Origin of the sequence: Rahnella sp. GSA61A (assembly GCF_019969905.1) — a bacterium.
GTDB classification, from domain to species: Bacteria; Pseudomonadota; Gammaproteobacteria; order Enterobacterales; family Enterobacteriaceae; genus Rahnella; species Rahnella aceris.
The window spans coordinates 1-22,118 of the sequence record NZ_JAHXYO010000011.1 but is presented as its reverse complement, the minus strand read 5'-3'; the positions used below and the strand labels follow the sequence as shown (position 1 = coordinate 22,118).

21 protein-coding genes are annotated in these 22,118 nt (G+C 50.6%); 7 read left to right on the top strand and 14 right to left on the bottom strand.

Going from position 1 to position 22,118, the window contains the following annotated elements; all coding sequences use genetic code 11:
* Positions 1 to 5 precede the first annotated feature (5 nt).
* The 13 genes from atpG to ravA all read right to left on the bottom strand — a co-directional run bounded on the left by atpG (position 6) and on the right by ravA (position 12,734).
* Positions 6 to 869 carry a F0F1 ATP synthase subunit gamma gene (gene atpG / locus LC431_RS14930; protein WP_013577683.1) on the bottom strand — a complete coding sequence of 288 codons (864 nt, stop codon included), beginning with the start codon at positions 867 to 869 and terminating at the stop codon, positions 6 to 8.
* A 71-nt stretch (positions 870 to 940) separates the two neighbouring features.
* Positions 941 to 2,482 (bottom strand): F0F1 ATP synthase subunit alpha, encoded by a 1,542-nt coding sequence (gene atpA, locus LC431_RS14925; RefSeq protein WP_013577682.1) that lies wholly within the window; start codon positions 2,480 to 2,482, stop codon positions 941 to 943.
* A 12-nt stretch (positions 2,483 to 2,494) separates the two neighbouring features.
* A complete protein-coding gene (gene atpH, locus LC431_RS14920) occupies positions 2,495 to 3,028 on the bottom strand; it encodes a F0F1 ATP synthase subunit delta (RefSeq protein ID WP_013577681.1) in 534 nt (177 codons plus the stop codon).
* 14 nt (positions 3,029 to 3,042) lie between these two features.
* Positions 3,043 to 3,513, bottom strand: a complete 471-nt coding sequence (gene atpF / locus LC431_RS14915; protein WP_013577680.1) for a F0F1 ATP synthase subunit B — start codon at positions 3,511 to 3,513, stop codon at positions 3,043 to 3,045.
* A 65-nt stretch (positions 3,514 to 3,578) separates the two neighbouring features.
* Entirely contained in the window at positions 3,579 to 3,818 is a 240-nt protein-coding gene (gene atpE / locus LC431_RS14910; RefSeq protein ID WP_004093904.1) for a F0F1 ATP synthase subunit C, read from the bottom strand.
* A 49-nt stretch (positions 3,819 to 3,867) separates the two neighbouring features.
* Entirely contained in the window at positions 3,868 to 4,650 is a 783-nt protein-coding gene (gene atpB, locus LC431_RS14905; RefSeq protein ID WP_013577679.1) for a F0F1 ATP synthase subunit A, read from the bottom strand.
* Between the two features lie 22 nt (positions 4,651 to 4,672).
* Positions 4,673 to 5,071 (bottom strand): F0F1 ATP synthase subunit I, encoded by a 399-nt coding sequence (gene atpI / locus LC431_RS14900; RefSeq protein WP_013577678.1) that lies wholly within the window; start codon positions 5,069 to 5,071, stop codon positions 4,673 to 4,675.
* 649 nt (positions 5,072 to 5,720) lie between these two features.
* Positions 5,721 to 6,341 (bottom strand): 16S rRNA (guanine(527)-N(7))-methyltransferase RsmG, encoded by a 621-nt coding sequence (rsmG, locus tag LC431_RS14895; protein ID WP_013577677.1) that lies wholly within the window; start codon positions 6,339 to 6,341, stop codon positions 5,721 to 5,723.
* A gap of 129 nt (positions 6,342 to 6,470) precedes the next feature.
* Positions 6,471 to 8,360: a tRNA uridine-5-carboxymethylaminomethyl(34) synthesis enzyme MnmG gene (gene mnmG / locus LC431_RS14890; protein WP_112152011.1), complete on the bottom strand. Its 1,890-nt coding sequence runs from the start codon at positions 8,358 to 8,360 to the stop codon at positions 6,471 to 6,473.
* A gap of 379 nt (positions 8,361 to 8,739) precedes the next feature.
* Positions 8,740 to 9,183 (bottom strand): FMN-binding protein MioC, encoded by a 444-nt coding sequence (gene mioC, locus LC431_RS14885; protein WP_013577675.1) that lies wholly within the window; start codon positions 9,181 to 9,183, stop codon positions 8,740 to 8,742.
* A gap of 88 nt (positions 9,184 to 9,271) precedes the next feature.
* Positions 9,272 to 9,733 carry a transcriptional regulator AsnC gene (asnC, locus tag LC431_RS14880; RefSeq protein WP_013577674.1) on the bottom strand — a complete coding sequence of 154 codons (462 nt, stop codon included), beginning with the start codon at positions 9,731 to 9,733 and terminating at the stop codon, positions 9,272 to 9,274.
* 20 nt (positions 9,734 to 9,753) lie between these two features.
* Positions 9,754 to 11,223, bottom strand: coding sequence for an ATPase RavA stimulator ViaA (gene viaA, locus LC431_RS14875; protein WP_112197581.1), 1,470 nt, complete (start codon positions 11,221 to 11,223; stop codon positions 9,754 to 9,756).
* 2 nt (positions 11,224 to 11,225) lie between these two features.
* Entirely contained in the window at positions 11,226 to 12,734 is a 1,509-nt protein-coding gene (ravA, locus tag LC431_RS14870; RefSeq protein WP_223510037.1) for an ATPase RavA, read from the bottom strand.
* A 267-nt stretch (positions 12,735 to 13,001) separates the two neighbouring features.
* Between ravA and kup the strand changes: the two genes are divergently transcribed.
* The 7 genes from kup to rbsR all read left to right on the top strand — a co-directional run bounded on the left by kup (position 13,002) and on the right by rbsR (position 20,918).
* Positions 13,002 to 14,870 (top strand): low affinity potassium transporter Kup, encoded by a 1,869-nt coding sequence (gene kup / locus LC431_RS14865; protein WP_095924060.1) that lies wholly within the window; start codon positions 13,002 to 13,004, stop codon positions 14,868 to 14,870.
* Positions 14,871 to 15,085: 215 nt separating this feature from the next.
* Positions 15,086 to 15,505: a D-ribose pyranase gene (rbsD, locus tag LC431_RS14860; RefSeq protein WP_013577670.1), complete on the top strand. Its 420-nt coding sequence runs from the start codon at positions 15,086 to 15,088 to the stop codon at positions 15,503 to 15,505.
* Between the two features lie 7 nt (positions 15,506 to 15,512).
* On the top strand, positions 15,513 to 17,018 hold the full coding sequence (gene rbsA / locus LC431_RS14855) for a ribose ABC transporter ATP-binding protein RbsA (protein WP_013577669.1): 1,506 nt from the start codon (positions 15,513 to 15,515) through the stop codon (positions 17,016 to 17,018).
* A 6-nt stretch (positions 17,019 to 17,024) separates the two neighbouring features.
* Positions 17,025 to 17,996, top strand: a complete 972-nt coding sequence (gene rbsC, locus LC431_RS14850) for a ribose ABC transporter permease (RefSeq protein ID WP_013577668.1) — start codon at positions 17,025 to 17,027, stop codon at positions 17,994 to 17,996.
* A 23-nt stretch (positions 17,997 to 18,019) separates the two neighbouring features.
* Positions 18,020 to 18,910 (top strand): ribose ABC transporter substrate-binding protein RbsB, encoded by an 891-nt coding sequence (rbsB, locus tag LC431_RS14845; RefSeq protein WP_013577667.1) that lies wholly within the window; start codon positions 18,020 to 18,022, stop codon positions 18,908 to 18,910.
* A gap of 67 nt (positions 18,911 to 18,977) precedes the next feature.
* Positions 18,978 to 19,907, top strand: a complete 930-nt coding sequence (rbsK, locus tag LC431_RS14840) for a ribokinase (RefSeq protein ID WP_112152013.1) — start codon at positions 18,978 to 18,980, stop codon at positions 19,905 to 19,907.
* Positions 19,908 to 20,918: a ribose operon transcriptional repressor RbsR gene (rbsR, locus tag LC431_RS14835; protein WP_013577665.1), complete on the top strand. Its 1,011-nt coding sequence runs from the start codon at positions 19,908 to 19,910 to the stop codon at positions 20,916 to 20,918.
* On the opposite strand, the gene LC431_RS14830 is transcribed toward rbsR, so the two are convergent.
* Entirely contained in the window at positions 20,901 to 21,590 is a 690-nt protein-coding gene (locus tag LC431_RS14830; RefSeq protein ID WP_013577664.1) for a FadR/GntR family transcriptional regulator, read from the bottom strand. The genes rbsR and LC431_RS14830 overlap by 18 nt on opposite strands.
* Between the last annotated feature and the right edge of the window lie 528 nt (positions 21,591 to 22,118).

The window sequence follows — 22,118 nt, the reverse complement described above, 5'->3', positions numbered from 1 at the left end:
CTAGCTTAAACCGCGGAGGCTCCCCCGACGATCTCGGTGAGTTCCTGAGTGATGCTGGCCTGACGAGCTTTGTTGTATACCAACTGCAGCTCTTTGATCAGGCTGCCGCCGTTATCGGTTGCGGCTTTCATCGCTACCATTCGCGCGGCCTGTTCGCTGGCCAGGTTTTCTACGACGCCCTGATAAACCTGGGACTCCACATAGCGACGCAGGAGAGTATCCAACAGTGCTTTAGGGTCCGGCTCATACAGGTAATCCCAGGATTTTTTCGCCAGTTCGCCGTCTTCTGCTGGTGGCAGAGGCAACAACTGAACGATACGTGGTTCCTGAGACATGGTATTGACGAATTTATTGCTAACAACGCATAACTTGTCTAAGCGACCTTCGTCGAAAGCCTGCAACATCACTTTCACCGGCCCGATCAGTTCTGACAGGGAAGGGTTATCCCCCATGCCAGTCACCTGAGCAACAACGTTGCCCCCAACGGAGCCGAAAAAAGAGGCTGCTTTGGAACCGATCAGTGCGAGATCAACTTCAACACCTTTTTCGGACCAGCCTTTCATCTCTGACAGCAGTTTTTTGAACAGGTTAATGTTCAGACCACCACAAAGACCACGGTCGGTAGACACCACCAGATACCCGACACGCTTAATTTCACGCTCATCCAGGTACGGGTGCTTGTATTCCAGATTACCAAGCGCAAGGTGACCAATCACTTCACGAATGGTTTCTGCATAAGGACGGCTGGCCGCCATGCGATCCTGCGTTTTACGCATTTTGGAGGCGGCGACCATTTCCATCGCTTTAGTGATCTTTTGCGTGTTTTGCACGCTGCTGATCTTACTACGTATCTCTTTTCCGCCGGCCATCTCTGCTTCTCCTCATTACCAAACGGCCTGCTGCTTATCTGCCAGAGGCAGGGCAGCAAGGCCGCGAGGTGTTACCAGGACTGGGTTGCTTTGAAGGTATCGAGGATATTTTTGAATTTACCCTCGATCTCATCGTTATACGCACCAGTTTGGTTGATTTGCTGCAGAAGCTCGCCGTGCTCACGGTCAGCGTAAGCCAACAGTGCAGCTTCGAAGCTACCGACTTTAGACAACTCAACGTCTTCCAGATAACCACGTTCTGCTGCGAAGATGATCAGAGACTGCGCAACGATTGACATCGGAGCGTATTGTTTCTGTTTCAGCAGCTCAGTCACTTTCTGACCGTGATTCAGCTGTTTACGGGTTGCCTCATCCAGATCAGAAGCGAACTGCGAGAACGCAGCCAGCTCACGATACTGTGCCAGAGCGGTACGAATACCACCGGACAGTTTCTTCATGATCTTAGTCTGAGCAGCACCACCAACACGGGATACCGAAATACCCGGGTTAACCGCAGGACGAATACCGGCGTTGAACAGGTTAGATTCCAGGAAGATCTGACCATCGGTAATCGAGATTACGTTGGTCGGAACGAACGCGGAAACGTCACCCGCTTGCGTTTCGATAATTGGAAGCGCAGTCAGGGAACCGGTTTTGCCTTTCACTTCACCTTTGGTGAATGCTTCAACATACTCGGCGTTAACACGCGCAGCACGTTCCAGCAGACGGGAGTGAAGATAGAAAACGTCGCCTGGGTAAGCTTCACGGCCAGGTGGACGACGAAGCAGCAGGGAAATCTGACGGTAAGCAACAGCCTGTTTAGACAGGTCATCATAAACGATCAGTGCGTCTTCACCGCGGTCACGGAAGTATTCACCCATTGCGCAACCGGAATACGGTGCCAGGTATTGCAGTGCAGCAGATTCTGATGCAGTTGCAACAACAACGATGGTGTTTGCCAGTGCGCCGTGCTCTTCCAGTTTACGAACCACGTTAGAAATGGTGGACGCTTTCTGGCCGATAGCCACATAGATACATTTGATGCCGGAATCGCGCTGGTTGATGATCGCATCGATCGCCAGAGCTGTTTTACCGGTTTGACGGTCGCCGATGACCAGTTCACGTTGACCACGACCAATTGGGATCATGGCATCAACGGACTTATAACCTGTCTGCACAGGTTCATCTACCGACTGACGTTCGATAACGCCAGGTGCGATTGCTTCAACAGCTGAGAAGCCGTCGTGCTCTACCGGACCTTTACCATCAATTGGCGCACCCAGGGTGTTAACCACGCGGCCCAGCAGGCCACGGCCAACTGGAACTTCCAGGATACGGCCAGTACATTTTACTTTCATACCTTCGGCGAGGTCAGCGTAAGGGCCCATTACAACGGCACCTACAGAGTCACGCTCCAGGTTCAGGGCGATAGCGTAGCGGTTACCCGGCAGCGCAATCATTTCGCCTTGCATGACATCGGCTAAGCCGTGCACACGGATGATCCCGTCACTGACGGAAACGATAGTACCTTCATTGTGAGCTTCGCTCACCACATTGAACTGAGCAATGCGCTGCTTGATCAGTTCGCTGATTTCGGTGGAATTCAGTTGCATGCTCCAGTCCCCTTAAGACTGCAAGACGTCTGCCAGGCGTTCTAGACGACTGCGAACGCTGCCATCAATCACCATATCACCTGCACGGATTACGACACCGGCAAGAACAGACTTGTCAATTTTGCAATTCAGCTTAACTTTGCGAGACAGACGTTTTTCCATCGCAGCAGCAATTTTTGCCTGCTGTTCTTCCGAAAGCGGATTTGCTGAGGTCACTTCAACTTCAGCAACAGCCTCGAGAGAGGCGCGCAGTTCAATAAACTGCTCCAGCACTTGCGGAAGAACGCGTAAACGTCCATTTTCAGCCATTACCTTAATCAGGTTTTGGCCTGCGTCGTCGAGTTCGTCACCACATACGGCAATAAACGTTTTAGACAAAGTTTCAGGCGCGCTAGCACCGGAAAGCAGTTCTTCAATTTGTTCATTGCGCGTGACTTCAGCCGTGAACGCTAACATGGACTGCCAGCGGTCTAAGCTTTGGTGCTCAACGGCAAAGTCAAAAGCTGCTTTGGCGTAGGGGCGAGCTACAGTTACAAATTCAGACATCAGCCCCTCCCTCCTTACAGTTCAGCGACCAGTTTATCAACGATGTCGCTGTTAGCAGCTTCATCCACGGAACGTTCGATAATCTTCTCGGCGCCAGCAATGGCCAAAATTCCGACTTGCTTACGCAACTCTTCACGGGCGCGTTGGCGTTCGGCGTCGATCTCTGCCTTGGCTTGCGACACGATCTTGTTACGTTCCTGCTCGGCTTCAGCTTTTGCTTCGTCGACGATTTGAGCTTTACGCTTGTTCGCCTGATCGATGATTACCTGAGCTTCAGCTTTGGCTTTCTTCAGTTGGTCGGTCGCATCGGCTTGCGCTAAGTCCAGCTCTTTTTTGGCACGTTCTGCGGAAGATAAACCTTCAGAAATTTCTTTCTGACGTTTTTCGATGGCAGCCATAATTGGCGGCCATACGTACTTCATGCAGAACCAGACAAACAGGACGAACGCGATAGCCTGGCCGAGGATTGTTGCGTTAAGATTCACAGCACAATGCCTCTTTCAAAGTGAATTATTTGATGTAGTTCGATTAACAGTGAGCAAGCTCAGTGTTAGGCGACAGCAAACATCACGTACAGACCCAGACCAACCGCAATCATTGGGATTGCATCGACCAGACCCATAACGATAAAGAACTGTGTACGCAACAGAGGGATCAGGTCAGGCTGACGTGCAGCACCTTCCAAGAATTTACCACCCAAGATGCCGATACCGATTGCAGCACCGATTGCCGCCAGGCCCATCATCACAGCGGCAGCCATGTACAGCAGATCCATACTCAGGTTTTCCATGACAGTCTCCAGTTTGTTTCAGTTAAAACGCAGTAGTGTTGAAAGAAAATCAGTGTTTTTCAGATGCCATCGAGAGATAGACAATCGTCAGAACCATGAAAATAAAGGCTTGCAGCGTAATGATCAGGATGTGGAAAATGGCCCAAGGCACATTTAGAATCCACTGTGACCACCACGGCAACAGGCCAGCAATAAGGATGAAGATCAACTCACCCGCATACATATTGCCAAACAGTCGCAGACCCAGTGAAACTGGTTTAGACAGCAGGCTGACACCTTCAAGAATCAGGTTAATCGGAATGAAAACCGGATGATTGAATGGCTGCATTGTCAGTTCTTTAATGAAACCGCCAAAGCCTTTCATCTTAATGCTATAGAAAAGAATCAGAATGAATACGCCGAGTGCCATGGACAACGTGATGTTCACGTCAGCCGTAGGAACCACACGCAACGCTGGCAGACCAAGCAATTTTTCACCGATAGTCGGCAACAAATCGATTGGCAGCAAATCCATCAGGTTCATCATAAACACCCAGACGAAGACGGTCAGCGCGAGAGGTGCAATCACTTTGCTTTTGCCGTGATACATGTCACGTACGCTGCTGTCGACGAAACCAACGACCAGTTCAACTGCGGTTTGCAGTTTACCCGGGACACCGCTGGTGGCGTTTTTGGCTACGCGATGGAAAATAACCAGAAAGAGTACTCCGAGGAACACGGAGAAAAACATCGAATCGATGTTAATCGACCAGAATCCCGTCCCAATCTGAAGCTGAGTCAGATGGTGACCGATATACTCTTGTGGAGTAGAGATTTCTCCTGATGCAGACATGATGCCTCTTACCCTTTAGTAGTTAAGTACGGTAACTGTTAATGACGGCCGGTGCCAAAATCTGAGTCATCAACACCGATAAATAGGCCAACCCCAACGGAGCAAAAGCCGCCTTAAACAGGCCAAGTGCGATAACCATTAAGATCACCGTAACCAGCACCTTCAGCGCTTCTCCGATTGCAAAGGACCAGGCAACCCGTCCAGAGACCGTTGTTTGCGCCTGATGGCGCCATGCAAACAGCATGAACAGTACATTTGGCACCCAGGCGGCCAACCCACCCATAAGAGCCGATGTGGTCCATTCCAGGCTTTTAAAACCAAATACTGCACTGAGCAGAACAAAGGTCAATAACTGCAGTATCAACAGCTTTCTGGCAACCTTCACACTATTTGTACTGTGTAAAATACCGGATACAGACATGACGTTTGTTCTCTCCGTATCAAGTACCTAGCTGGAGGTAGACTGAATGCCGTATATCACTGCCTTTACTGTTTTGAGTCAAGCAGCAAAAACCGAGCAAATTATACGGGGCACAGGGACGAATTCAATGGATAAGTAGCGAAAAGGTGAACAATTATTTAAATTTTCCCCTTCACGACTATTTTGACAACCAAACTATAGCTGAATTTGCCCTTTTTGGTTTGATACGGTTATTTCATCACCCGACAAAGAAGCGTGCACTGGATCACATAATTAACTCATGACACTTTATATACCCTGCACTGTTTGAATGTCTTTAGCTAATCAGGCCTTTTAAAATCTTTATAAATCAATTTGTTAATAAAACACTGTTCGTTAAACAATCTTCTTTAAAAATAACCACGATTTATTGACACAACAACCCAACAAATAACAACATTTTCATTACAAGTTCAATATCAGCCGGTTGATGACCGTTCAATTTCAAAAGTGACTATTACAGTCCGGATTAAAATAAAAACATCTCTGAAATGCTATCAGTCTGTAAAAAAGCGGTGATTGAGTGTTTGTCACCGCTATATAATTAGCCTGCTCATTTTAACTGCAATAACACATGCGCTTTTTAAATATTTTTTGATAAAACGCAACTTTAGTTTGAGCTAAGAATGACGAGATGCCGTTCCCCGTCAAGTTCTGGTACCTGCAGTTTTATGACCGATTCCAAAGTGATACCTTCCGGCAATAGCGCCATTTCATCATCAGGGCTCACCCCTTTTAAGGCGTAAAAACGCCCCTGCCCTTTTTGTGGCAGGTGATGGCACCAGGAAAGCATATCCTGCAGGGACGCAAAAGCACGGCTGATCACCCCATCAAACAACGGGTCTGGCTCAAACTCTTCCACACGACTTTGTACCGGTTCGATATTTTTCAGCCCCAGTTCATGCTGAACCTGACGCAGGAAGCGTACGCGCTTACCCAGGCTGTCCAGCAGCGTAAAGTGTGAATCAGGGCGAACGATGGCAAGAGGAATTCCCGGTAAACCAGGGCCTGTGCCTACGTCGATGAAACGGCTGCCCTGCAGATGCTCATTTACTACGATGCTGTCCATGATATGGCGTACCAGCATCTGCATCGGGTCACGGACAGACGTCAGGTTATAGGCTTTGTTCCACTTATGCAGCAGTTCCACATAGCCAATCAGTTGCTGTTTTTGCTGATCGGGTAACGCTATTCCTGCCGCAGCAAGCAGCGAGTCCAGTTTCTTTTGCACAGTGAATCCTCAGAAAGAGTCGATATTCGGGAACAGCCCGGTTGAGAAATGATAAAACACTCAGAAAGATGGGAAAAGTAAGAACTGACCGCCGCTTTGTTTTCAAAGGGCGGTCATAAGAGAGGTGAGTTATGCGCTACGGCGCAGTAAGCCTTGTTTTTTAAGCCAGATCAGCAAGATCGAGATAGCTGCCGGCGTAATACCCGAGATCCGCGATGCCTGACCAATGGAGGTCGGCTTGTGATCGTTAAGCTTGGCGATCACTTCATTGGAAAGACCATTAACCTGGCGGTAATCAAGATCAACAGGCAACACAGTGTTTTCGTTACGCTGCTGTTTTTCGATCTCTTCCTGCTGACGGGCGATATAGCCTTCATATTTGATCTGAATTTCAACCTGTTCTGCTGCCTGCACATCCGGGACAGAAGGTGCGAACGGAGAAAGACGGGTAATCAGCTCATAGGTCATTTCAGGACGACGCAGCAGTTCTTCTGCACTGGCTTCTTTAGAAAGCGGTGCAGAAAGATGTGCATTAATCTCTTCAACCTGCGCGTGATGAGGGTTCACCCAGATACCACGCAGACGCTGACGTTCCTGTTCGATCATTTCCAGTTTTTCGTTGAACCGCGCCCAGCGGGCATCGTCAACCAGACCTAATTCACGGCCTTTTTCTGTCAGGCGTAAATCGGCATTGTCTTCGCGCAGCATCAGTCGATATTCAGCGCGTGATGTAAACATCCGGTACGGTTCTTTGGTGCCCAGCGTACACAGGTCATCAACCAGCACACCGAGATAAGCTTGATCGCGACGTGGCGCCCAGCCCTCTTCTTCGCTGGCACTACGGGCAGCATTCATGCCAGCGAGTAAGCCCTGTGCAGCGGCTTCTTCGTAACCCGTCGTACCGTTGATTTGTCCGGCAAAGAACAGACCGGCGATAAATTTACTTTCCAGCGTCGGTTTCAAATCACGCGGATCGAAGAAATCGTATTCAATCGCATAACCCGGACGAACAATAACGGCATTTTCCATCCCCTGCATAGACCGGACGATCTGCATCTGCACATCGAATGGCAGGCTGGTGGAAATTCCGTTTGGATAAACTTCATTGCTGGTCAGGCCTTCCGGTTCAAGGAAGATCTGATGAGAATTGCGATCGGCAAAACGCATGACTTTATCTTCGATCGACGGGCAGTAACGCGGGCCGATCCCTTCGATGATCCCGGCATACATCGGGCTGCGATCCAGATTATTGCGGATCACGTCATGGGTTTTTTCGTTGGTATAGGTCATGTAACACGGGATCTGGCGCGGATGTTGCGACACATTGCCCATGAACGAGAATACCGGTGCCGGATTATCACCATGCTGTTGTGCCAGAACACTGAAATCAATGGTCCGGGCATCAATACGCGGAGGTGTACCGGTTTTAAGACGGTTAACGCGTAAAGGCAATTCACGCAAACGTTGAGACAAAGAGATCGCCGGAGGATCCCCTGCACGGCCACCGCTGTAGTTTTCCAGACCTATGTGGATCTTTCCGTCCAGGAAGGTGCCGACAGTCAGTACAACCGCTTTAGCGCGGAATTTCAGCCCCATTTTGGTCACAGCACCGACCACACGATCGTTTTCGACGATCAGGTCTTCAACAGGTTGCTGGAAGATCATCAGGTTTGGCTGGTTTTCCAGGGCGGTACGGACGGCCTGACGGTACAGAACGCGGTCAGCTTGAGCACGTGTTGCCCTGACTGCCGGGCCTTTGCTTGCGTTTAGTATCCTAAACTGAATACCCGCATGATCGATAGCCGTAGCCATCAGTCCGCCCAATGCGTCGACTTCTTTTACCAGATGTCCTTTCCCGATCCCGCCAATTGCCGGGTTACACGACATCTGTCCCAGCGTGTCGATATTGTGGGTTAATAATAAGGTCTGACGTCCCATGCGTGCAGAAGCCATTGCGGCTTCAGTACCTGCATGACCACCACCTATGATGATGACGTCAAATTGATCCGGATAAAACATGCGACTGCACCTCGGCGTTCAAGCGAACTTTCTTTGTATGGCGTTGGGAGGAGGGATTCTACTCAAGTTTTGAGCTTCCACAAGTCCCCGGGGATCTTCACTAATTAAAAGAAGATCTTTTTTATTTAAAGATCTCTTATTAATACTTCTATTAGGATCGCGATCCTCTGTGCATAAGTCTTTTTTGTTTATGAAGATCAGTATGCTAAGAAGGATCGAATGCTGTGAATGATCGGTGATCCTGGACAGTATAAGCTGGGATCAGAAGTGAGAGTTATGCACAGCATGAAAAGCGTACAGGAGTTGTTAGAGGGATAACTACGGGTTTTACCCTGCTTTTAAGCATAGTTATCCACATCTGATCGCCTGAAATTTACACTTATTTGATCAAATTAATCCAGTTGATCACCCAAACCTCGGCCGGATCCTCAGGAATTTCGTGTTGAGTCACGTCGATCTCAAGACGATCACCGATCCGTTTTGCCCCTAATGACGTCAGTTTTTGATCCAGAGAACTGATCGCGCCACAGAAGGTGTCATATTCACTGCTGCCTAAACCTAATGCACCAAAGCGTACTTTTGACAGATCGGGTTGCTGATCTTCCAGCTGCTCCATAAAAGGTTGCAGGTTATCAGGCAGCTCACCAGCACCGTGTGTCGAGCACACGATCAGCCAGATACCTTCCTGCGGAACTTCGTACAGTTCCGGACCATGGAACATCTGAGTGGAAAAACCGGCTTCTTCCAGTTTCTCAGCCACGTGTTCTGCTACATATTCGGCACTGCCAAGCGTACTGCCACTGATCAGGGTAATGTCAGACATGATGCTCTCACCCGGGAAAAGGAGGCTATTGTACGCTGTGAATGAGCTGGGATCTACCTGTGGATAATAGGGGTATAGAAATCAGTGTTCAGGGCTGGATGGTACGTGTGATGGGGTTCTGCAGGGAGATCAGCGTCTCGGTCGACTGGATCTCGTCAATTGTCTGGATCTTGTTGATAAGTACGTGCTGAAGGGAATCAATCGAGCGGCACATGATCTTAATGAAAATGCTGTAATGCCCAGTGGTGTAATAGGCTTCGACCACTTCTTCTATACTTTCGAGCTTTTTCAGTGCCGACGGATAATCCTTGGCACTTTTCAAAATGATGCCAATAAAACAGCATACGTCGTAACCCAGCTGTTTAGGATTGACGGTAATATGCGCGCCGGTAATGATGCCCGCTTGTTTCATCTTTTCTACGCGGACGTGGATCGTCCCCGGGCTGACGGTGAACACTTTTGCCAGTTCAGCATATGGTGTGCGGGCATTATCCATCAGGGCGTTCAGGATCCCGCGATCCAGCTCGTCGAGCTGATAAATTTCAGTCATGATTATCTTTCTCTTTAGGCTTAATTTCTCTGCCAGCGTCGCTGTACGCGGCTTTTCATGCCGGTATCGAAGCGCCAGATATGATCGAAAATGCGCAGGATGCCGGGCTTGCCATAGTGCGACATTGCCAGGGCATGAAAGCGGTGGTGTTTTTCCCGTTGCAACGCCCTGACCTTCTTTTGTACTTCATCTGGCAACCGCTGGGCGATAAAGTCCGAGATCACCACGGCATCAGCATCCTCCCACTGCGGAGAAGCGAGTTTATCCAGTGTGGCATTCAGACAGGCGGCCAGATCGGTACCACCACGAAAATGCTGCCCCAGAAAGCGCAGCGCCTGATCCAGGCCGCCGTTGGAGGTCAGTTCATAATGGATCACTTCACTGGCAAACAACATGATGTAACATCGGCGGTTATCAGCCAGTGCGATTTTCAGTAACGCCAGACAGAACGCTTTGGCGCACTGTTCGTTAAATCCCCCCATCGAACCGGATGTATCGACGCAGACGACAAAAGGTCCACGCGGTTGCGGTTCCTGTTGCTGATAGACCACAGGCCGTTTGACCACTTTCTCGCGCCAGACGTCCCCTTGCAGGCGATATGTCATCAGACGCTTTTCCAGCAAACGGCGGTAAAATTCGTATTCCAGCTCAGGGAGCCCCAGTGTTACCAGCTCCGTCGGCATCAGGCGCAAAATATCATCGCTCTGATGAATGCCGTTCACTTCTTCCGGCACCGTTGCGGGTTCGCGCACCATCAGCCGGTGAGTTTCCATTTTTGCATCTTCATGCGGACTGGTTTTGACCGTCTGGCTGCGCCCCAGTTGTTCTGCCAGATGCATCAGCTCAGGCTGCTGCTGAAGAAAAGCGCCGAAACGCGCCAGCGACTGAATATCACCCCGCAGACGCTTCCCTTTACTCATATCCCACAACCGGCCTGCTGCCGTATCGTTCTCCGCTAATAAAGGAGAGAGCTCGCTGCTGAGCTGCAGTCGTTGCAGCAATTCTTCCTGCAACTGCTCCTGTTCTTGTTCGAGTAACTGATGATGAACGTTCACCGTTTGGAAGGTCAGGTTCAGGCGCCAGCGCTGGAGGAACAAGGTATGAAAGCTGTTGCCGGTTTTCGCCGTCCGTGAGGTTTCATTATTCTCCTGTAAGGTGCGGGCTTCAGTGGCAAAGGGAGAGCTGAGTTGCTCCAGTTCATCGATGAGGGAAGGCAGTCCGGACTGAAAAGCCGTGGCGTCGATCTGCTGGCAATGCTGATAAAGATAGAATTCTTTCGCCAGCTCTTGGGGAACCGGCGTTTCGTGGATCCTCTGGCGAAGGCGCAATTTCCATTCTGGGAGATCTTTGGTCAGGGCACGCTTGAGACGGGGAAATTTCTCGAAGAACACCGTCAGCGCTGGCGCAGCCAGCAAGCCGACGAGCAGTTCTTCAATCAGTTCGGCTTCGCTGATGGCCAGCAGAAGATCCAGTGACTCGAGACTGAACATGATCAGTGACCACTGAATGTCTGTTGCTGATGACGCAACTGTTCAGCCACCTGAAGCAGGCTGGCTTCTATTTTTGCCATCCATTCTGCCGGAACAAACAGACAGTTTTGCTGCTGGCTGAATTCATGTCTCTGCTGCGCCAGTTTTGCGGTCAGGTCACTCAGCGTATTTTTCATTTCGTCGGGAACGGCAATATGCTCATGGCCCGGCAGCGTCAGCGGCGTGCTCTGACGGCTAACATCCAGCACCAGAAGTTGTTGTTTGTCATCGATTTCCAGATCCACGGTTTGTACAAAACCAATCCCGTTGAGTTTGGCTTTCAGTACGCCTCCTTTATTTAGCCACTCTTCCAGGATGATGCGTTCGAATAACAGGTGTGTGACTTTTATTTCATGCAGGTGTAAAGGCGTTTGCAATAACAGGGTCAGGTTGGTGGTGTTAAGTGATTCAGGCAGGCTGTACTGTGGCTTGCGGCTGAAAATGCCGGCTTTCTTGCTCAGTTTGATTGACTGACGCGAACTCTGTTGCTGCTGATGTTGCATCCATTGCTGATTCAGCTGCTGAATTTTCATCAGCAGTGTCTGCTGCTGATAAGCCTGTTCGGTGATCAGTTGCTCAATCTGGGTTTGCAGCAGGTTATAAGTATTAAGGTCATGCCATAAACAGTCTTTCAGCAGGATCAGATCCACCTGCGTGATCGCTTTTCTGCCACTGAAAAATGCGCAGGCCTGCAACAGGCGCAGAGCTTTTTTCCAGCGACGGTCAGAGACATAAGGTGCCGTATCCAGGGCTTCAAGGCGCTGGCGCAGCTGGAAGATCAGTTCAAAGCAGCTGTCTGAAAGATTGACTTTGTCGATCTCCGGCTGCCATTGTTGGTATTCTTCATCGCTGATACTCAGGGACTCTGCCACCGGATTGGCGTTTTCATTGTTCCGGCTGGTCAGCAGTGAGCGAAAATTTTGCTTATCCTGCACTTTATCCAACCACAGACGGATCAGCATGCGGTCGTACAGCGCTTCGAGGCCACCATCGGCTTCGGGTAATTCGTTGGACGCACTGACCAGCAGACGCATCGGAATAGGTTCTTCTCGTTCGCCATTACGGAAGCGGCGTTCATTGATGGCGGTGAGCAATGTATTGAGGATGGCCGGGCCTGCTTTCCAGATTTCATCAAGGAAGACAATTTCAGCTTCCGGCAAGTAACCTTCGGTCAGACGCAGATAGCGGCCTTCATCTTTCAGGGCCTGAATCGAGAGCGGGCCAAAGACTTCTTCCGGCGTGGAAAAGCGCGTCATAAGATATTCAAAAGCGCGCGCATGTCGGAACGCAAATTTCAGGCGCCGGGCAATCAGGCTTTTTGCAATACCTGGCGGGCCGAGCAGAAAAACGCTTTCGCCGCACAGGGCTGCCAGCAGGCAAAGTCTTATGGCATCCTGCCGCTCGTACAGGCCATGTTCTAATGCGTTAGCAAGACGGGCGATCCGTTCTGCCAGAAGGGGAGATTGCGCCATACTGTCTCTTCCGGTTTCCATTGAGTTGTTGAATAGTGTACTGGCTAATAGCGATATGCCACGTTTATTTTTGTCGTTATAGCTTGTTGATTACTAAAAATTTTCTATTATCAGAAATGTGACCCCGTTCATATGAACGCCGGTTTAGCTGCACATTTAAGGGTAGGCAATCCAATTTATTCGTGCATACTGTGCGCCTTTTAGTGGGCATCATAAGATCGAGCGCACTCATCGCTTACGGATGTTCGAGCAAAAAAGAAACGAAATATGAGCACTGAACATAAACGGTCACTCCCAGCAGTAACCCTGGCCGCCATTGGTGTGGTCTATGGCGACATTGGTACCAGTCCTCTCTACACCTTAAGAGAGTGTTTTTCTGGTCACTATGGTTTCAACGTTGAACCCAGCGTCGTTTTTGGTTTTCTCTCTCTGATTTTCTGGATGTTAATCCTCATTGTTTCGCTCAAGTACCTCACTTACGTGATGCGGGCGGACAACGCAGGCGAAGGCGGTATTCTGACGCTGATGTCTCTGGCGGGCAGAAACACCTCGGCACGCACCACTGCCGTTTTGGTCATTCTCGGCCTGATCGGCGGAAGTTTCTTCTATGGTGAAGTGGTGATCACTCCGGCTATTTCTGTTCTTTCCGCGATGGAAGGTCTGGAAATCGCAGCACCTTCACTTGATCCTTATATCGTCCCCTTATCTATTACTGTCCTGACGCTGCTTTTTATTATTCAGAAACACGGCACTGGCATCGTGGGCAAACTGTTTGCGCCGGTGATGTTGTTGTGGTTCCTGACGCTGGCTGTTCTCGGCGTGAACAGCATCATGCAGAACCCTGAAGTACTTCGCGCCATGAACCCGATGTGGGCGGTTAACTTCTTTATCGAGCATAAGTCGTTTTCCTTCCTGGCACTTGGCGCGGTCGTTCTGTCGATTACCGGCGTGGAAGCGCTGTATGCGGATATGGGCCACTTCGGGAAATTCCCGATCCGTCTGGCCTGGTTCACAGTGGTGCTGCCTTCTCTGGTGCTGAACTACTTCGGTCAGGGCGCATTGCTGCTCAAAGATCCGGAGTCGATTAAAAACCCGTTCTTCCTGCTGGCGCCTGACTGGGCTTTGATCCCGTTACTGGTGCTGGCAACGCTGGCCACCATTATCGCGTCTCAGGCTGTTATCTCCGGTGTGTTCTCCCTGACGCGTCAGGCTGTGCGTTTAGGCTATCTACCGCCAATGCGCATCATCCACACTTCAGAAATGGAAGCAGGCCAGATTTACATCCCGGCCATTAACTGGTTGCTGTACTTTGCGGTGGTTATCGTTATCGCCAGCTTCGAGCATTCGAGCAATCTGGCAGCGGCATACGGTATCGCAGTGACCGGTACGATGGTGCTGACCAGTATTCTTTCCTGTACGGTGGCACTCAAAAACTGGCACTGGAAACCTTTCCTGGTCGGGCTTTTGCTGATCGGTCTGCTGTTTATGGATATCCCGCTGTTCGCGGCGAACGCTACTAAACTGTTCTCCGGCGGTTGGTTGCCGCTGACGCTGGGTTTGTGCATGTTTATCGTTATGACGACCTGGAAAAGCGAGCGCTTCCGCCTTATGCGCCGCATGAACGAGCATGGGAATTCCCTGGAAGCGATGATCGCCTCTCTGGAGAAATCCCCGCCGGTGCGTGTTCCGGGTACGGCTGTGTATATGTCGCGCGCCATCAACGTCATTCCGTTTGCGTTGCTGCACAATCTCAAACACAACAAAGTGTTGCATGAGCGTGTGGTACTGCTGACGTTACGCACCGAAGATGCGCCTTATGTACATAACGTCCGGCGCGTCACCATCGAACAGCTTTCGCCGACGTTCTGGCGTGTGGTCGCCAGCTACGGATTTAAAGAAACGCCGAACGTGGAGGAAGTGTTCCACCGTTGCGGTCTGGAAGGATTGCCGTGCCGGATGATGGAAACGTCATTCTTTATGTCGCACGAATCACTGATCCTGACCAAGCGCCCCTGGTATCTCTACTTCCGTGGCAAACTCTTTATGGCGCTCAGCCGCAACGCCTTACGCGCGCCAGATCAGTTTGAAATTCCGCCGAACCGCGTAATCGAACTCGGTACGCAGGTAGAAATCTGATCCTCATTTCTACTGCTCGCAGGGCACCTTCGGGTGCCCTGTTTTATTTTCTCTTTCTCCTTTCTGAAACGACTAACTCAAATTTCCCTGCGGTTTCTTAATTATTCAGCGAAACGTTTCGACGCTGATCACAATTCCATCATAACTCCGTTGCGATGGCCGGGGATCTTTATAAACTCATCGGTGAGCGAAACGTTTCGCTGTAGGAGTTCACAATGAAGAAGTCACCGCTGTTAAATGCCGAAATCTCACATGTTATTGCCCGGTTAGGTCACACCGATCAGCTGGTTATTGGCGATGCCGGACTTCCGGTGCCAGCAGCTTGCCAACGCATCGATCTGGCCCTGACCCAGGGAGTTCCCACCTTTTTACAAGTCTTAGAGGTAGTGACACATGAGATGCAGGTTGAGCGGGCTATCCTCGCCGAGGAAATCCTCACTAAAAATCCTCAACTCCATGAAGCGTTGCTCGCCCAATTGACACAACTCGAACAACACCAGGGAAACACCATTGCTTTGGATTACGTCAGTCATGAGTCATTCAAAGCACAAAGCGAAAAAAGTCGGGCTGTGATCCGCAGCGGGGAATGTTCGCCTTATGCGAACGTTATTCTGTGTGCTGGCGTAACCTTCTGAGGCCTTTATGCAACCTTTGCTGCAACTGACAGGCATTGATAAAGCCTTTCCCGGCGTAAAAGCACTTTCCGGCGCGGCGCTCAGCGTCTATCCGGGACGTGTAATGGCGCTGGTGGGAGAAAACGGCGCGGGCAAGTCCACCATGATGAAAGTGCTGACCGGCATCTATCAGAAAGATGCCGGCTCAGTGCATTTTCTTGGCAAGGAAGCGGTTTTCAGTGGCCCTAAAGCCTCTCAGGAAGCCGGGATTGGTATCATTCATCAGGAATTAAACCTGATCCCCCAACTGACGATTGCTGAAAATATCTTCCTGGGCCGTGAGTTTGTGAACGGTTTTGGCCGCATCAACTGGAAAAAGATGTATGCCGAGGCCGATAAACTGCTGGCGCGCCTGAATCTGCGTTACAAAAGCGACCGGCTGGTAGGCGATTTATCCATCGGCGACCAGCAGATGGTCGAAATTGCCAAAGTGCTGAGCTTTGAATCCAAAGTCATCATTATGGATGAACCGACGGATGCCCTGACCGATACCGAAACCGCTTCTTTATTTAACGTGATCCGGGAACTGAAAGCCGCCGGTTGCGGTGTGGTGTATATCTCCCACCGCATGAAAGAAATTTTCGAAATCTGCGACGACGTGACGGTGTTCCGTGACGGGCAGTTTATTGCAGAGCGGCCGGTCAGTTCGCTTGAAGAAGACACGCTGATTGAAATGATGGTGGGCCGTCGCCTCGAAGAGCAATACCCGCGCATTAATCATGAACGCGGTGCGCTGCGTTTGCAGGTACGCGATGTCAGCGGGCCGGGCGTGGATAACGTCAGCTTTGATCTGTACAGCGGCGAAATTCTGGGGATTTCCGGTCTGATGGGCGCAGGCCGTACCGAACTGATGAAAATTCTCTACGGAGCCTTACCGCGTAAAAGTGGTTATGTGGCGCTCGATGGCCGCGAAGTGGTGACACACTCACCGCAGGACGGGCTGGCAAACGGCATTGTTTATATCTCTGAAGACCGCAAGCGCGATGGCTTAGTTCTGGGCATGTCAGTGAAAGAAAACATGTCGCTGACGGCGCTGCGTTATTTCAGCCACGCTGGCGGACGTCTTAAACATGCGGAAGAACAGCAGGCTGTCGGCGATTTCATCCGCCTCTTCAATATCAAAACGCCGTCGATGATGCAGACCATCGGCCTGCTTTCCGGCGGTAATCAGCAAAAAGTGGCAATTGCCCGTGGATTAATGACGCGGCCGAAAGTCCTGATCCTCGATGAACCGACGCGCGGCGTTGACGTTGGTGCCAAGAAAGAGATTTACCAGCTTATAAACCAGTTCAAGCGCGAAGGGCTGAGTATCATTTTGGTTTCCTCAGAAATGCCGGAAGTGATCGGTATGAGTGACCGGGTTTTGGTGATGCATGAAGGCCATTTAAGCGGTGAATTCCCGATAGAACAGGCTACGCAGGAAGTGTTGATGGCTGCCGCTGTCGGCAAGCAATACGGCGTGACGCAGGAGTAATCAGATATGAGTTCTCAGACATTGCCAGCCAAAAAGCGCTGGATCAGTAAAGAGTGGTTGTTGGAGCAAAAGTCTCTGATTGCGCTGCTGGTGTTGATTGCCGTGGTCTCTTCCATGAGCCCGAATTTCTTTACGGTCAATAACCTGTTTAACATCCTTCAGCAAACGTCCGTTAACGCCATTATGGCCGTCGGCATGACACTGGTGATCCTGACGTCCGGGATCGATTTATCCGTCGGCTCTTTGCTGGCGCTGACCGGCGCCGTTGCCGCCTCGATTGTCGGGCTGGAAGTGAATGCGTTTGTTGCCGTTGGCGCCGCGCTGGCGTTAGGTGCGGCTGTGGGTGGCGTCACCGGAATGATTGTGGCCAAAGGGAAAGTCCAGGCGTTTATCGCTACGCTGGTCATGATGTTGCTGCTGCGTGGTATTACGATGGTGTACACCAACGGCAGCCCGATCAGTACCGGCTTTAATGATGTCGCTGATGTTTTTGGCTGGTTTGGTATCGGTCGCCCGCTGGGTATCCCGACACCTGTCTGGCTGATGGCTGTGGTGTTTATTGCGGCATGGTACATGCTGCATCACACCCGGCTGGGGCGTTATATCTACGCGCTGGGCGGTAACGAATCCGCTACGCGTCTGTCAGGTATCAGCGTCGATAAAGTCAAAATTATCGTCTACTCCCTGTGTGGTTTGTTAGCCGCTCTGGCCAGTATCATCGAAGTGGCGCGCTTATCTTCTGCGCAGCCCAACGCAGGTACGGGTTATGAGCTGGATGCGATTGCCGCAGTGGTATTAGGGGGAACCAGCCTGTCCGGGGGTAAAGGACGCATTGTTGGAACGCTGATCGGTGCATTGATCCTTGGCTTCCTGAATAACGGTTTGAACTTATTAGGTGTTTCTTCCTACTACCAGATGATCGTAAAAGCAGTTGTCATCCTGCTGGCGGTTCTGGTGGATAACAAAAGCAACAAATAAACTCTCCTACAGGACTTATGACCATGAATATGAAAAAACTGGCTGTCTGGGTTTCCGCCGCAGCGATCACCGCTTCTTTCAGTGCTAACGTTCTGGCGAAAGACACCATTGCGCTGGTCGTTTCCACGCTGAACAATCCGTTCTTCGTCTCCATGAAAGACGGCGCGCAAAAAGAAGCGGACAAACTGGGTTATAACCTGGTGGTTCTTGATTCTCAGAACAACCCGGCGAAAGAGCTGGCAAACGTACAGGACCTGACGGTTCGTGGCACCAAGCTGATGCTGATCAACCCGACGGATTCTGATGCGGTAGGCAATGCCGTTGCGATGGCAAACCAGGCGAAAATCCCGGTGATCACTCTTGACCGTCAGGCTACTAAGGGTGTTGTCGCCAGCCACGTTGCGTCTGATAACGCCTTCGGGGGGAAAATGGCCGGTGATTACATCGCCAAAAAACTGGGCGAAAACGCTAAAGTCATTGAACTCGAAGGTATCGCCGGGACGTCTGTTGCCCGTGAACGCGGTAAAGGTTTCGCTCAGGCCGCTGAAAAACACCATTTCCAGATCCTCGCCAGCCAGCCTGCTGACTTCGACCGCACCAAGGGCCTGAATGTCATGCAGAATCTGCTGACTGCGCATCAGGACGTGCAGGCCGTGTTCGCTCAGAATGACGAAATGGCGCTCGGTGCATTGCGCGCCCTGCAGACTGCCGGTAAAACGGATGTGCTGGTCGTTGGCTTTGATGGCACCGACGACGGTATCAAAGCCGTTAACAGCGGCAAAATGGGCGCGACTGTGGCACAGCGTCCTGAACAAATCGGTGTGATCGGCGTTCAGACTGCAGATAAAGTACTCAAAGGCGAGAAAGTGCCGGCTGTTATCCCTGTTGATTTGAAACTGGTTGCTCAGCCGTAATACTCTTTTTATCGATGCTGTAACTGCGCCTCCTGATGGAGGCGCTATTTGACTCAGGGATCTCCACATGAAAACCGGCAAACTGGTGGTACTCGGCAGTATCAACGCTGACCACATTCTGAATATCAACCACTTCCCGAAACCGGGCGAAACGGTTATCGGTAAGCAATACACCGTAGCCTTTGGCGGTAAAGGGGCGAATCAGGCTGTTGCAGCCGGTCGCAGTGGCGCTGATATTTCTTTTATTGCCTGTGTGGGAGATGACGATATTGGCGAGCGAGTTCGCAAACAGCTGGCCAGTGACCATATTGATACGCACCCCATCGAAGCCATTAAAGACACCACCACTGGCGTAGCGCTGATTTTCGTGAATGCGGAAGGTGAGAATGTTATTGGCATAGATGCGGGGGCAAATAAAGCCGTCACGCCTGAATATCTTGATCGCTATAAACAGCAGGTCATTGGTGCTTCTGCTTTATTAATGCAACTTGAATCTCCGCTTGAAACGGTGATCGCAGCATCGAAGATCGCTAAAGACAACGGTACGCAGGTGATCCTTAATCCGGCTCCGGCCTGTGAATTGCCCGATGAATTGCTGGCACGGGTGGATATAATCACCCCGAACGAAACTGAAGCTGAAAAGCTGACGGGAATTAAAGTCGACAGTAATGAAGATGCCGCTCGCGCCGCAAACGCTTTACATGACAAAGGCATCACGACTGTCATCATTACGCTGGGCAGTAAAGGCGTCTGGCTCAGCCAGAACGGAGAAGGAAAGTTAGTGGCGGGGTTCCGTGTAAAAGCTGTCGATACGATAGCAGCAGGTGATACCTTTAACGGCGCGTTAGTCACAGCCCTGCTGGAAGGCAAACCGATGGACAGCGCAGTACGATTCGCACACGCCGCAGCAGCGATTGCCGTGACGCGTCCTGGCGCACAACCTTCCGTCCCGTGGCGCAAAGAAATAGACGATTTCCTCGCACAACAGGAGGCCTGATTGGCCACCATGAAAGATGTCGCCCGCCTCGCGGGCGTTTCAACCTCTACCGTTTCCCATGTGATCAACAAGAATCGTTTTGTCAGTGAATCCATCGCTGAGAAAGTGAATGCTGCCGTTGAACAACTCAATTACGCGCCTTCCGCCTTGGCCCGCAGCCTTAAGCTGAACCAGACACGCACCCTCGGCATGTTACTGACCGCCAGCAGTAACCCGTTCTATTCGGAAGTGGTGCGTGGGGTGGAGCGTAGTTGTTATGAACGCGGCTACAGCCTCATTTTATGTAATACCGATAATGACGCCGAACGCATGAACCGCAGCCTGGAAACGCTGTTGCAAAAGCGGGTCGACGGACTGCTGATCATGTGCACCGAAAACCACCGACCCTCGAAAGACGTTATCAGCCGTTATCCGTCACTGCCGATTGTGATGATGGACTGGTCACCGTTTGATGGCGCGATAGATATTATTCAGGATAACGCGTTGCTGGGCGGCGAAATGGCGACGGAGTTTTTAATCCGTCAGGGATATCATCGCATCGCCTGCATTACCGGCCCGTTGGATAAAACCACCGCACAGGAACGGCTGAGTGGATATCGTCAGGCCATGGAAAAAGCCGGTTTGAAGATTTTACCTGGTTATGAGGTGTGTAGTGATTTTGAATTTGAAGGCGGATTAGCCGCAATGCAGCAGTTGCTGGCGCTGCCCGAACCGCCGCATGCGGTTTTCGCCAGTAACGATGCGATGGCTGTTGGCGTATATCAGGCACTTTATCAGCGTGGATTGCGTGTTCCCGATGATGTAGCCGTGATGGGGTACGATGATATCCAGCTGGCGCAATATATGATGCCGCCGCTGACAACAATCCATCAGCCTAAAGACTCACTGGGAGAACTGGCGGTTGATGCATTACTGCATCGGTTGCAAGACCCGGCTTCAGAGCCTCAGATTTTAGTGCTCACCCCAGAGCTGGTAGTCCGTCAGTCTGTGGGATCATTCATCAGCAAGTAACAGGCTCTGGCATTCCAGAAGTGCGGCATTGGCATCACCGGCCAGAATGGCATCCGTCAGCCGCTGGTGATGTTCCAGTTTAATCACTTCATTGCCTGTAATTGCCCGAAAATAGCTCTGATACACTGAACTGAATAAATTCGCAAAAGAGGTCAGAAAAGGATTTTTCCCCGCTTCATAGATTAGCTGGTGAAACTGCGTATCTACCGTTATCCAGTGTTCCCGATCAAAGCTGTTATGCAACTGGCGCATTTCATACATATATAGAGAGAGCTGATGCTTTTGCTCTTTACTGGCAGCGAGTGCGGCTAACGCACAAGCCTGAGGTTCGAGTGCTTTGCGTAAAACAATAAAATGCGCCATCACCTGATCGAAGTTTTCACGGGTCATCCACCAGGTCAGCAATTCCTGATCGAGAAAGTTCCAGCTCGATTGTGGCATTACCCGGGTACCAATACGCGGACGGGGTAAAAGCATTCCCTTAGCCGCCAGCGTTTTTACTGCTTCACGTACGGCCGTCCGGCTGACACCAAAAATCTCTCCTAACTCATTCTCGCCAGGAAGAATAGCCCCTTCCGGATACTCCCCAGACAAAACGCGTTGTGCAATTTTCTCCGCCAGCAGGTAAGAAAGGTTACGTTGAGCTGCCTGTTGATGTGCATTAAGTAGCATGTAAGGTATTCCTGAATGTCTTTCTCTTAATTATGAAGGAGAGTTTACTCCAGCCTCTGGCTTGAAACTGGTGTGTTTTTAGCGAAAAACGACCGGTATTTGTCCATTTTGGACGAAATTGACGGATTAATGAACGGTTGGTGAAAAAAGTGAAATTAGGGGTTGCGGCCTTCTGAGAACTCCCTATAATGCGCCTCCACTGACCGGGAACAACGACTGACAAGTCGCCCGGACGGGAAGAGAAAAAGAAGAATGTTCGAATGAATAATCTCTTGACTCTTCAGCGGGAAAACGTAATATACGCCTCCCGCGCCGCATAAGATTCCTTGCGAACCGCGGCATGCTCTTTAACAATTTATCAGACAATCTGTGTGGGCACTCACAAGACGATATCAGCCACTTCGGTGGCAAAAAATATCAAGTCTTAGAGTGACCAAGCAGTAATTCATTTAGTTGAATTATTACGAAGTAATCTCTGAGCACCGCTTCACTTGTTGAAGCAAATCGAACTTTTAATTGAAGAGTTTG

Excerpts from the sequence above, each read along its gene's own strand:
- atpG (WP_013577683.1), bottom strand. The coding sequence starts at position 869 with ATGGCCGGCGGAAAAGAGATACGTAGTAAGATCAGCAGCGTGCAAAAC.
- atpA (WP_013577682.1), bottom strand. The coding sequence starts at position 2,482 with ATGCAACTGAATTCCACCGAAATCAGCGAACTGATCAAGCAGCGCATT.
- atpH (WP_013577681.1), bottom strand. The coding sequence starts at position 3,028 with ATGTCTGAATTTGTAACTGTAGCTCGCCCCTACGCCAAAGCAGCTTTT.
- atpE (WP_004093904.1), bottom strand. The coding sequence starts at position 3,818 with ATGGAAAACCTGAGTATGGATCTGCTGTACATGGCTGCCGCTGTGATG.
- atpB (WP_013577679.1), bottom strand. The coding sequence starts at position 4,650 with ATGTCTGCATCAGGAGAAATCTCTACTCCACAAGAGTATATCGGTCAC.
- atpI (WP_013577678.1), bottom strand. The coding sequence starts at position 5,071 with ATGTCTGTATCCGGTATTTTACACAGTACAAATAGTGTGAAGGTTGCC.
- mnmG (WP_112152011.1), bottom strand. The coding sequence starts at position 8,360 with ATGTTTTATCCGGATCAATTTGACGTCATCATCATAGGTGGTGGTCAT.
- mioC (WP_013577675.1), bottom strand. The coding sequence starts at position 9,183 with ATGTCTGACATTACCCTGATCAGTGGCAGTACGCTTGGCAGTGCCGAA.
- asnC (WP_013577674.1), bottom strand. The coding sequence starts at position 9,733 with ATGACTGAAATTTATCAGCTCGACGAGCTGGATCGCGGGATCCTGAAC.
- viaA (WP_112197581.1), bottom strand. The coding sequence starts at position 11,223 with ATGTTCAGTCTCGAGTCACTGGATCTTCTGCTGGCCATCAGCGAAGCC.
- ravA (WP_223510037.1), bottom strand. The coding sequence starts at position 12,734 with ATGGCGCAATCTCCCCTTCTGGCAGAACGGATCGCCCGTCTTGCTAAC.
- kup (WP_095924060.1), top strand. The coding sequence starts at position 13,002 with ATGAGCACTGAACATAAACGGTCACTCCCAGCAGTAACCCTGGCCGCC.
- rbsD (WP_013577670.1), top strand. The coding sequence starts at position 15,086 with ATGAAGAAGTCACCGCTGTTAAATGCCGAAATCTCACATGTTATTGCC.
- rbsA (WP_013577669.1), top strand. The coding sequence starts at position 15,513 with ATGCAACCTTTGCTGCAACTGACAGGCATTGATAAAGCCTTTCCCGGC.
- rbsC (WP_013577668.1), top strand. The coding sequence starts at position 17,025 with ATGAGTTCTCAGACATTGCCAGCCAAAAAGCGCTGGATCAGTAAAGAG.
- rbsB (WP_013577667.1), top strand. The coding sequence starts at position 18,020 with ATGAATATGAAAAAACTGGCTGTCTGGGTTTCCGCCGCAGCGATCACC.
- rbsK (WP_112152013.1), top strand. The coding sequence starts at position 18,978 with ATGAAAACCGGCAAACTGGTGGTACTCGGCAGTATCAACGCTGACCAC.
- LC431_RS14830 (WP_013577664.1), bottom strand. The coding sequence starts at position 21,590 with ATGCTACTTAATGCACATCAACAGGCAGCTCAACGTAACCTTTCTTAC.